Genomic DNA, 8,776 nt, shown 5'->3' with positions numbered 1-8,776 from the left:
CCAGCAAAGTTTGTTTGCTATTGGTTTGGATGTTTTGATTGATGGTTTGCGTGAGTATTTCTTTGCTGGCAATCGACGTGTGTTTGAGGTTCTAATAAGCTATTTGTCTCCTAGTCCACGACCTTTGAGACTTTGAGCATTTTTGTCGTGTACAGAGATTAATTAATCAAGCAATAGTATTAATCAATCCAGCACTGGTATTAACCAATGAAGTGCCAGTGTGATCAGCCCATTTTTGTTCTTTGTTCCTATGAGTTAGTAATAAAAATTTAAAATAATCGGAAGTAAAGCTTTATGACCAATGATAATGTCTCTACCCAGCCTGCTACAGATGCTTATGTTCTTGTGTTGTACTATTCACAACATGGTACTACCAAAGAGATGGCTTATGCCATCGCCCAAGGGATTGAAGATGCAGGAATGACTGCTCGAATTCGTACCGTGCCTAAAGTGGCCGTAGAAACCACAGTGGCGAAGCCCGTGATTCCTGATGAGGGTGATCTTTATTGCACCATGTCTGATCTAAAAAACTGCTCTGGCCTTGCGCTTGGTAGCCCCACGCACTTTGGTAATATGGCAGGCTCGATGAAGCACTTTTGGGACAGCACAGTGACTTTGTGGCTGGCAGGCAACTTACAAAATAAACCAGCCAGTGTTTTTACCAGTACGGGCTCTATGCATGGGGGGCAAGAAACTACGCTGCTAAGTATGATGATGCCTTTATTGCACCACGGCATGATGGTATTGGGGTTACCGTATTCTAATCCAGAGCTAAGTCGCACCAATCGTGGGGGTACTCCTTATGGTGCCACGCATGTCAGTGGCAGTGCTCATGATCAGCCAGTGACCAAAGATGAGCGCAGTCTAGCGATCGCCCAAGGACGCCGTTTGGCCAGTGCTGCTAAGGCACTTGTCAATGCTAAGTGGTCTTAATTTATGGCCAAAAAACAAAAACTGGATAGAAGCAGCCCCCAGAATCTAGCGGATATTGCTAACTTGCAGTCAAAACTACGCTTAAGCTGGCTGGGCTGGCTGGCTTATCGAGCTCTAGGTCTGCCTTTATTGCTAGGGCTTTTGCTAAGTACCCAACCAGATATAGCAGGGGGGATTGCTTGGCAATTACTGTGGCTAATTCCAGCATTGATTGTGACGCCTTGGATGATAAAGGGAAAATCGCCCTATGCGCTGCTGATGAGTAGTATGCTAACTTTGGTGTATTTGGGGGCTAGTGGCGTTACGTTGTTTTCAAGATTTTATGACAGTGGTATTAGTGTGCTTTGGATATACGCCATTGATTTGCTACTTATTTTGATTATCAATGTTTGGTTGTTTAAGCTACTAAAACGCCTACCCTCAATGAATGGCTAAATTCTAGGTTGAGATTGTCGAAGCTATTGAATAGATAAGCAGCCCGATAATAGCAATAAAAAAAAGGCCTCACATACGCATGTGAGGCCTTTTTGGTAAATCGTTTTTTATGATTCATTCAGGGTTAAAATTTTCACAACCCCTTAGCGAACCTTAGTTAATTCCATTTCCATCTTCTTACCATCGTTAATTTGTGACACTTTAACAGGTAAGTAATCTAGGCTTGGGGCTAACCAGAAGCTGGTTGAGCGATCATTGTCATCATGGATACGGTCAACACGAATGGTATCAAACGTACCTGCTGGCACCGTTACTTTGGTGTTACCCATTCTCTTAAAGGGTGTTTTTTCTACTTTGTCTTTTTTGACCATGTAGTAGTTGCCAGTAAACTTACCAGATAGCAAATCTTGTCTAATTTGAGCCTCTAAACTTAAATCATCAAAAGCTCTGTTTGGAGCAGATAAGTTATAACTCTTACCACGATAAGTACTGGTCACTTTTTTACCAGAGTTACTAAAGCTCATTTTGTGAGTGCGACCTATACCAAACAACTTATAAGTAGTATTGGCACTAGTTGGGATAATACTGTTACCACTTAAACTAAAAGTACTGCTTTGATTGGCTGAGGCCACGCCTGCAACTCTCGCATTAACTTTATAAGTCCATGAATTGCCTGACTTAGTCAAAGTACGGGTTGCTGTACCTTTATATTTATTCTCAACAGTGAAGTTATAGTCAGCGGTTGAGGGAGTCAATGCGGTTGACGCCATACCCGCTGTTGACGCTACGGCTGTTGCTGCTGCTAGACCAACGCCTGCCGCGATTTTTTTTGCTTTCATGTTTTTTAGTTTATTCAACATATATTTGCCCTTAATTTATTTCTTTTGTTTATTTGAGTCTTATCAATTGGATTTGTCATTGATTAATAAGGTGACCCCGATAGGGGCGATGACCTATTAAAGCTAACTATACCTTATATATGGTAATACCTTGTTACAATTCCAAGGGAGATATTGAGGGTGTTTTGTTAGTAATTCTTACTGAGTTGGCCCGCTTATTACCCAGAGTAAAGAGTTACTCAAATAAAAAAAGACAGCCTAAGCTGTCTTTTTTGTTTTAATTTAAAATTGATTGTCTTAATAAACTTAGGTTTAGTGACCGCCACCGTTAATGGTACGAACCATTTCTTCCACCATCTTCTTAGCATCACCAAAGATCATCATGGTCTTGTCTAAGTAGAATAGGGGGTTATCAAGACCGGCGTAGCCTGTGCTCATTGAGCGCTTGATGACCATAACTGTTTGGGCTTTTGATGCCTCTAAAATTGGCATACCAAAAATAGGCGAGCTTGGATCATCTTTAGCCGATGGGTTAACCACGTCGTTTGCACCGATAACCAATACCACATCCGTACTTGGGAAGTCTGAGTTGATTTCGTCCATTTCTAGGATGTCATCATAAGGTACGTCAGCTTCCGCCAATAGTACGTTCATGTGGCCTGGCATACGGCCCGCAACGGGGTGAATGGCAAAGCGAACGTTGACGCCTTCTTCTTTTAATAGCTCATAAAGCTCTTTTACAGCGTTTTGCGCGCGGCCTTGAGCCATACCGTAACCTGGAACGATGATAACATCACTGGCATTGCTCATTAAGAAGCCTGCATCTTCAGCTGAGCCTGATTTGTAAGTTTTTGGTGCCCCGTCATCGCCGCCTGTTGCTGCAGCCGCTGTACCAATACCGCCAAACAAGACGTTTAGTAATGAGCGGTTCATGGCTTTACACATGATGTAAGATAAAATCGCACCTGATGATCCCACTAAAGAGCCGGCAATAATTAGCATTGAGTTGCCTAAAGTGAAACCAATACCTGCTGCTGCCCAACCTGAGAATGAGTTCAGTAGAGATACAACAACGGGCATATCACCGCCACCAATAGGGGCAATCCACATCCAACCAAACACAATCGCTAATGCTGTCATTGCGTAGAATGCTGGCATAGATTCAGTCACGAAGTAGATACCACCAAAGGCAAGCATCGCAACAAACAAGATCAGCTGAACCGGTTTCACCCAAGCGCCGCCAACCGTTTTTGCCCATTTCTTTGCGCCCAATTTACCAAAAGCAAAGACTGAGGCTGAGAAAGTAATGGCACCAATAAAGCAGCCAATAAATAGCTCAACACGAGCGATGGTGCTGTGTTCGTGGGTAGTATTTAATACAGTAGCAATGGCAATAGCAACGGCTGATAAACCCACGAAGGAGTGCATTAAGGCCACGGTTTCTGGCATTTCAGTCATAGCAACTGTTTTGGCTTTCCACATACCGACTAGGGCACCTAAAATCATAGCGCCGATGATAAGCCACAACACAGGACCTTCTGCTAAGAAAAAGGTGGTAATAACCGCAATGGCCATAGCTGCCATACCGAAGCGGTTACCACGAATGGCTGTCTTGGGGCTAGATAAGCCGCGCAAGGTTAGGATGAATAAGACAGCCCCTACTAAATAGAACCAATCAGCGTTGGCGGCAATCCAGTTCATTTGGGTTAAGTCAGTTGGATTCATGCATTACCTCCTTTTTGGTCAGCAGCTGTATTAACTTTTTTTGCTTTGGGTTTGAACATGGCAAGCATACGCTCAGTTACAGCGAAACCACCAAAAATGTTGATGCTGGCTAAAAAGACGGCAAAGGCCCCTAATAAGCTGGTCACTGAAATGGCGCTGCCTTCAATACTGACTGTCTGTAGCATGGCGCCAACGATAACGATACTTGATAGGGCGTTGGTTACCGCCATTAAAGGGGTGTGCAGGGCTGGGGTTACGCCCCAAACCACGTAGTAACCCACAAAAATGGCAAGTACAAAGATGGTAAATATGGCCACGAAAGGGGTACCACCAGTGACGGCGGCTCCCAGTGGTGCGGTTGCTAATAAGGTAGCAAGCATAATCTTCTCCTAAGATCTGTCTGAAATATTCACGTTTAGCTTTTGGGATTATTCTTTACAACACAGGGTTTAAAACCAGAGTTAAATTCCTAATTTATAACGCCTTATCTGCGTTGTAAGCGCACCTCACCATTATGGGTTACTGCTAAAGCTCCCTGAATTTCATCCTCAAGGTTAATCGTTAGTGCATTGTTGTTGTCTTTATCAAATAAAGTGGTGATAAAGTTCACTAAGTTGTTGGCGTATAAGTCTGAAGACTGTGCCGCTAGGGTTGCTGGGATATTGGCAGCCCCAATGATACGAACCCCATTTTCTGTGACCACAGTTTCACCTGACACTGTGCCTTCTACGTTACCGCCTGAGCTTGCGGCCATATCGATTAAAACTGAACCCGCTTTCATCTTATCCAGCGTGGTTCTATGAATCAGTCTTGGGGCATTACGACCTGGGATTTGAGCTGTGGTAATAATGATGTCAGCATTAGAAACTGCTTTATCGACAACGGCTGCTTGATCTTTCATATACTGCTCAGAAGGGGTCCACGCATAGCCGCCAGTTGATTTGGCTTTTTCTTTTTCCTCATCGCTCATAGGCACATCCAGCCATTTACCCCCTAATGACTCTACTTGCTCTTTGGCTGCAGGACGTAAATCGCTGGCTTCTACCACAGCGCCTAAGCGCTTGGCGGTAGCGATGGCCTGTAAGCCGGCAACCCCAACACCCAAGATAACCACTTTGGCAGGCTTGACCGTACCCGCTGAGGTCATAAACATAGGGAAGGGGCGAGCGTATTCATTGGCGGCCATTAGCACAGCTTTATAACCTGCTAAGTTGGCTTGCGATGACAGTACGTCCATGTTCTGTGCACGAGATAGAGTACGAGGTAGTAGCTCCATAGCGTAGGCTGTGACCCCTTGTTGTGCATAGCTGTCTAACTGGTCGTTACGGTAAGGGTCTAGCATGCCAATGACGATGCTGCCGGCAGACAGCTGAGAGATTTGATCTGCGGTTAGGTTTTGTACCACACAGATAATATTGGCCTGAGACAGTACTTCAGACTCACTGGCGATTTTAGCGCCTGCATTGGCATAAGCGATATCATCGTAATAGGCATGTTGACCTGCGCTAGACTCAATAATCACTTCGTGTCCAAGCTTAATTAGTTTTTTTACTGAGTCGGGTGTAATGGCAACGCGACTTTCATATGCCTGCTTGGCTTGGATTGTGCCTATTATCATGTTCGCTCCTAGCTTGTTTGATTGATCTAAGTTTTGACTAAGTTCATCTGATGTTGTCTAAACACTCGACTTTCCTTGATGAAAACATCTGGTTTATAACCTGCAAACCAAAGGTTATCAATTTAATAAATGATTAATTGAATACCATCATGGGAATTTATTATAAGAACATAAATTAAAAAAATTCATCGTAGAAATATGACCGACCAGTTAAATTTAATCACAAACTTTAATTTATGTGCTTTGCAGAAAGCTCCCAGGAAACATAACACAAGGTTATCTATGAATGCGAGAAAAAACTATTAGCCATTGAAGATAGGTTAAAGCACAGTACATCATTAGAGGTTGGTCAGAAGGGGTTTAAACTTGCTAAACTATGGCGAGTTAAAGTATTGAATTAAGCAAAACATAAAACAAATAATTTGAGGATAACGTTATGTACTTCGTTTTATCTCCGGCTAAAAGCTTAAATGAAAGCGATGCGGTTCCAGTCAATGTTGTCAATTACTATAGTCAACCTGAACTGATTGAGCATGCCCAAGACCTAATGAAAATATTAAAATCTAAGGAGCCTGTGGATTTACAGGAATTAATGAGTATCTCTGACGACTTAGCTCAGCTAAATGCACAGCGTAATCAGGATTGGGCATGGAGTGAACAAAAGCCCTTTGATGAGACAAATGCCAAAGCCGCCGCTTATCTTTTTGATGGGGATGTTTATACAGGCCTTGATGTATATAACCTAGACAAAGAAACTGTGATTTATCTTAACGAGCACTTAGGGATTTTGTCAGGACTATACGGGGTGCTAAAACCTTTAGACTTGATTCAACCTTATCGCTTAGAGATGGGTACCAAATTAAAAAATGATCGTGGTGACAACCTGTATCAATTTTGGGGAGAGGAAGTCACTAAGGTTATTAATCAAAGAATGAGTGAAGCAGCAGAGCAAGGTGAGGACAATGTGTTGGTTAACCTAGCTTCCAATGAGTACTTTAAATCAGTGAAGAAAAAATCACTGGAAGCCGATATCATCACACCTCGATTTGAAGATGAAAAAAATGGCAAGTACAAAGTTATCAGCTTTTATGCCAAAAAAGCGCGTGGCCTTATGGTGAAATATGCTGCTGATAATAAAATCACTAAAGCTGAAGACTTAAAGCAGTTTGACTTGGCAGGATATTACTATGTCGATGAGCTATCGGATGAGAATAACTGGACCTTTCGACGTGATGAAAAAGATGCTTAGTAAATTCTAAGCATCTTTTGAGCCATATTTTTTTAGCCGTATTGCTTATACCAATTATTCCAAAAGTGCTATCTAATTAACCATCATAAGTATCGTAATGGTTTTGCACTTTAATTTTATGAGCAATATGGCTGGCATCATGCCAAACACCCCAGATAAATGAAGAACCTCGACAGGTTAAGAAAGGCAGACCTAAGAAATATACACCGCGGGCATCGGTTACCCCTTGGTAGTGTTTGGGTTTGCCATCTTCATCAAAGATATCTAAGTCCAACCAACTATAGTCATTTTTGAATCCAGTGGCCCAGATGATGCTGGTTATATTTGCCTCTTTTAGATGCAGTGCCGTTAATGGATTGGTCACGCATTCAGGCATATCAGGAAGGTTTCTGGCTTCCGGCTCTTCAGGGAAATCGAGCCCATTGTCTTCAATAAACTTATCGGCCGCATCCAGCAATTTGTAATAATCCTGCTCACCTTCGTCGATAGTCGCTGCTAAATCATCAGAGAAGTGCAACGTACCATTTTGATAGTTGTCAGTCATGCCCAGTAAGGTAATGCCATCATGAGCCAGTTGTCTAAAATCGACTGTGCCGGTACCACTTACCGCAAAGCCTTTGACCACTTCCTCTGTCGGCTCTGTGTCATTCCAAATACCTAGAACTCCCATCCACCATATAATATCTTTACCTCTATAGCGTCTTGGTGGACGTACATGTGGGCCGATAGATAAGTAAACTGAACGTCCACTTTCGTTAAGCTCTTTTGCGATTTGCACACCAGAAGCGCAACTGCCAATCACCAGTACCGCACCATCTAGCAGTTGATCTGGGTTTTTGTATTGCTGAGAATGCAGCTGTTCAACATTCGCTGTTGTCGGGATAACTGGTGGAATTACAGGGTGCTGAAAAGGGCCGGTAGCAACAACGATGCTTTTGGCCAATACTTGCCCTTTGCTTGTTTTGACTTGATATCTTGCATCACCCTCTACTTCTGAAACATGGGTGACTTCGACATTGGTTTGAATAGGCGCATTGATTTTATCGGCATAGGCTTCAAAGTAATCCGCCAAATCATCATGGTGCACAAAGCCATCTGGCTCACCTGACATTTTCAAACTGGGAAATCTATCATTCCAGCGAGGTCCGTTGGTGACAAGAAAATCCCAGCGTTGACTGCGCCAAGCTTCTGCAATTCTATTTTTTTCGACGACCAAATGATCAATATCATGCTTGCTTAAGTGTTCACTCATAGCAATACCTGATTGTCCGCCGCCAATAACTAAAGTATCTACTTCGTTTTTTATCACCAGTCGCCGTAAAACCACGCACTTCAGGGGGTGGATATAAGGCGACACACACTGTCGTAAGAAGTCGTTAAAGGGTTGTAAGCTAAAATTAATCTTGCGATACTAAGCATATGAAAACACTCAAGCTACGCATTAAAGACAAACACATAAAAGAGTTGAATCGTCTAAGCGGTTCAGTGAACTTCGTGTGGAACTATATTAATGCACTTTGCTTTGAGCATCTAAAACGTACCGGTAAGTACTTTTCAGCCTATGATTTAAACCAGTACACCAAAGGTAGCGGTGAATATTTAGGATTACACAGTCAGACCTTACAGGCTATCAATGAGACACACGCTAAATCACGTAAACAATTTAAAAAAGCCAAACTTAGCTGGCGCAGCAACCGTCCTGATGCCAAACGTAAATCACTGGGTTGGATACCTTTTAATAATTCTGCTATCAAGTTTTTGCTATCAAGTCTGAGAGGTAAGAAGGCACTGAATTCATCCCTTCTGGTATCGCTTTCTATAGGTCAAAAGCTCCTCATCGATGTATTCGATAGCTACAACCTAAGCCTATATCAAATCAACACGCTTGAGATAGTACAAGACAGTCGTAATCGTTGGTATGCGTGTATCACCGTTAAAGACTTTCCTAAGCAAGTAAGTGGTAAGGGCAGCGTTGGA

Annotated in this window: 9 protein-coding genes; 4 read left to right on the top strand and 5 right to left on the bottom strand. The window is 42.8% G+C overall.

Features of this window, described 5'->3' with window-relative positions; translation table 11 throughout:
- Positions 1-294: 294 nt before the first annotated feature.
- Together wrbA and A1232T_RS10805 are read left to right on the top strand one after the other, a co-directional pair.
- On the top strand, positions 295-933 hold the full coding sequence (gene wrbA, locus A1232T_RS10810) for an NAD(P)H:quinone oxidoreductase (RefSeq protein WP_077449418.1): 639 nt from the start codon (positions 295-297) through the stop codon (positions 931-933).
- 3 nt (positions 934-936) lie between these two features.
- Positions 937-1,368: a hypothetical protein gene (locus A1232T_RS10805; RefSeq protein ID WP_077449417.1), complete on the top strand. Its 432-nt coding sequence runs from the start codon at positions 937-939 to the stop codon at positions 1,366-1,368.
- Between the two features lie 143 nt (positions 1,369-1,511).
- On the opposite strand, the gene A1232T_RS10800 is transcribed toward A1232T_RS10805, so the two are convergent.
- The 4 genes from A1232T_RS10800 to A1232T_RS10785 all read right to left on the bottom strand — a co-directional run bounded on the left by A1232T_RS10800 (position 1,512) and on the right by A1232T_RS10785 (position 5,550).
- Positions 1,512-2,228, bottom strand: a complete 717-nt coding sequence (locus A1232T_RS10800; RefSeq protein ID WP_077449416.1) for a DUF3108 domain-containing protein — start codon at positions 2,226-2,228, stop codon at positions 1,512-1,514.
- Between the two features lie 291 nt (positions 2,229-2,519).
- Complete coding sequence (locus A1232T_RS10795; protein ID WP_077449421.1) at positions 2,520-3,908, bottom strand: NAD(P)(+) transhydrogenase (Re/Si-specific) subunit beta; 1,389 nt, start codon at positions 3,906-3,908, stop codon at positions 2,520-2,522.
- 20 nt (positions 3,909-3,928) lie between these two features.
- Positions 3,929-4,249, bottom strand: a complete 321-nt coding sequence (locus tag A1232T_RS10790; protein ID WP_077449420.1) for a proton-translocating transhydrogenase family protein — start codon at positions 4,247-4,249, stop codon at positions 3,929-3,931.
- Between the two features lie 167 nt (positions 4,250-4,416).
- Entirely contained in the window at positions 4,417-5,550 is a 1,134-nt protein-coding gene (locus tag A1232T_RS10785) for a Re/Si-specific NAD(P)(+) transhydrogenase subunit alpha (RefSeq protein WP_077449415.1), read from the bottom strand.
- Positions 5,551-5,986: 436 nt separating this feature from the next.
- On the opposite strand from A1232T_RS10785, the gene yaaA reads away from it, so the two are divergent.
- Positions 5,987-6,799 carry a peroxide stress protein YaaA gene (yaaA, locus tag A1232T_RS10780; RefSeq protein ID WP_077449414.1) on the top strand — a complete coding sequence of 271 codons (813 nt, stop codon included), beginning with the start codon at positions 5,987-5,989 and terminating at the stop codon, positions 6,797-6,799.
- Positions 6,800-6,875: 76 nt separating this feature from the next.
- Here yaaA and A1232T_RS10775 read toward each other — a convergent pair whose 3' ends face one another.
- Entirely contained in the window at positions 6,876-8,108 is a 1,233-nt protein-coding gene (locus A1232T_RS10775) for a flavin-containing monooxygenase (RefSeq protein ID WP_095532773.1), read from the bottom strand.
- 110 nt (positions 8,109-8,218) lie between these two features.
- Between A1232T_RS10775 and A1232T_RS10770 the strand changes: the two genes are divergently transcribed.
- A partial coding sequence (locus tag A1232T_RS10770; RefSeq protein WP_279625896.1) for a transposase occupies positions 8,219-8,776 on the top strand: 558 nt, incomplete at its 3' end.

It is taken from the genome of Psychrobacter pasteurii, from assembly GCF_900162815.1.
In the GTDB taxonomy this organism is placed as follows: domain Bacteria; phylum Pseudomonadota; class Gammaproteobacteria; order Pseudomonadales; family Moraxellaceae; genus Psychrobacter; species Psychrobacter pasteurii.
The sequence above is the reverse complement of the archived record's forward strand: the minus strand, read 5'-3'. Positions and strand labels throughout refer to the sequence as shown.

Bases quoted from the DNA above. Each gene is read 5' to 3' on its own strand.
- wrbA (WP_077449418.1), top strand. From the start codon at position 295: ATGACCAATGATAATGTCTCTACCCAGCCTGCTACAGATGCTTATGTT.
- A1232T_RS10805 (WP_077449417.1), top strand. From the start codon at position 937: ATGGCCAAAAAACAAAAACTGGATAGAAGCAGCCCCCAGAATCTAGCG.
- A1232T_RS10800 (WP_077449416.1), bottom strand. From the start codon at position 2,228: ATGTTGAATAAACTAAAAAACATGAAAGCAAAAAAAATCGCGGCAGGC.
- A1232T_RS10795 (WP_077449421.1), bottom strand. From the start codon at position 3,908: ATGAACTGGATTGCCGCCAACGCTGATTGGTTCTATTTAGTAGGGGCT.
- A1232T_RS10785 (WP_077449415.1), bottom strand. From the start codon at position 5,550: ATGATAATAGGCACAATCCAAGCCAAGCAGGCATATGAAAGTCGCGTT.
- yaaA (WP_077449414.1), top strand. From the start codon at position 5,987: ATGTACTTCGTTTTATCTCCGGCTAAAAGCTTAAATGAAAGCGATGCG.